The sequence below is a fragment of the Actinomyces oricola genome (genome assembly GCF_004104015.1).
In the GTDB taxonomy this organism is placed as follows: Bacteria; Actinomycetota; Actinomycetes; order Actinomycetales; family Actinomycetaceae; genus Actinomyces; species Actinomyces oricola.
This window is the reverse complement of the sequence record NZ_RYFV01000073.1, coordinates 1-865: the sequence shown is the minus strand read 5'-3', so window position 1 is coordinate 865 and position 865 is coordinate 1. Positions and strand designations below refer to the sequence as shown.

Here is an 865-nt window from a genome sequence, read left to right as displayed (position 1 = left end):
CCTGCGCAACGACCAGCCCTGCTCCAGCCCCCGTGCGATCGCAGCCCGATCCGACATCGTCAACATCCCACCCAACACAACCTCCCGCCTCTAACCAGCACTGTTGCTACGACCCTATGACACCACCTGGCTCATGGCCTGGAGAATCTGAGAGTATTCGGGTCTGTGCTCACGGGATCGGACAGATTCCATAGCGATATCGATCTCGTCTTCACCCCGCGTGATGGAACCGATCTATTCGACGTGGCCCTCTTCTGCCAGGCCGTGGGGGAGTTGACGGGCTTCACTGTCGAGGCGATCTCAGATCAGTCGACAGCGGCGCAGGAGGGTCGTCTGGGCGACTCGCTCCTGGAGGCGGTGGCATTGTGAGCGGCCGGTGGTTGCTGAGGCTGCGCGGATCGGCGTTGATAGGGAATGGTGCGATGAGCCTGTTATGGTATCGATGCCGTATGAGGGGTCAGAACCTGGAAAGTTGTTTTTCGTAAGTTGCACCGGATTTCTCGTCCAGTGCCTCAAGCGTGCGGCGGGCCGTATCCGGATCGTCGCGCACGGCTGCCGCCAGCTGAATGCGGCGCCACTCGATCCGGCCACTCTCGACGCATTCTTCCCAGCCGGGTTGAACGTCCACTCCGAATTCATGAATGATTAATTCGATGACGTCTTCCAGGCAGGGGCGAAAGCGGGCTCCACCTAAGGGGAAGTGTGGCCGGTTTTAAACAAGATCGTTGTCGGGCCGTGTTGTTGGTAGGTGTTCGAAGTCGTAGTCGAAGGTGCGGCTGGTGATGTAGTCGGTGAACGCGGTGTAGGTCTGCTCGGGGGTGTCGTGTTGGATGTTGGCGATGCTTCCTTTGGCCGTGTTCCAGAC

At 59.4% G+C, this 865-nt stretch carries 2 protein-coding genes; one reads left to right on the top strand and one right to left on the bottom strand.

The genetic code is table 11. From position 1 onward, the window contains the following. The first annotated feature begins 165 nt into the window (after positions 1 to 165). Positions 166 to 369: a hypothetical protein gene (locus tag EUC46_RS12440; RefSeq protein WP_128774467.1), complete on the top strand. Its 204-nt coding sequence runs from the start codon at positions 166 to 168 to the stop codon at positions 367 to 369. Between the two features lie 88 nt (positions 370 to 457). Here EUC46_RS12440 and EUC46_RS12640 read toward each other — a convergent pair whose 3' ends face one another. Then, positions 458 to 628 (bottom strand): hypothetical protein, encoded by a 171-nt coding sequence (locus EUC46_RS12640; protein WP_164918846.1) that lies wholly within the window; start codon positions 626 to 628, stop codon positions 458 to 460. Between the last annotated feature and the right edge of the window lie 237 nt (positions 629 to 865).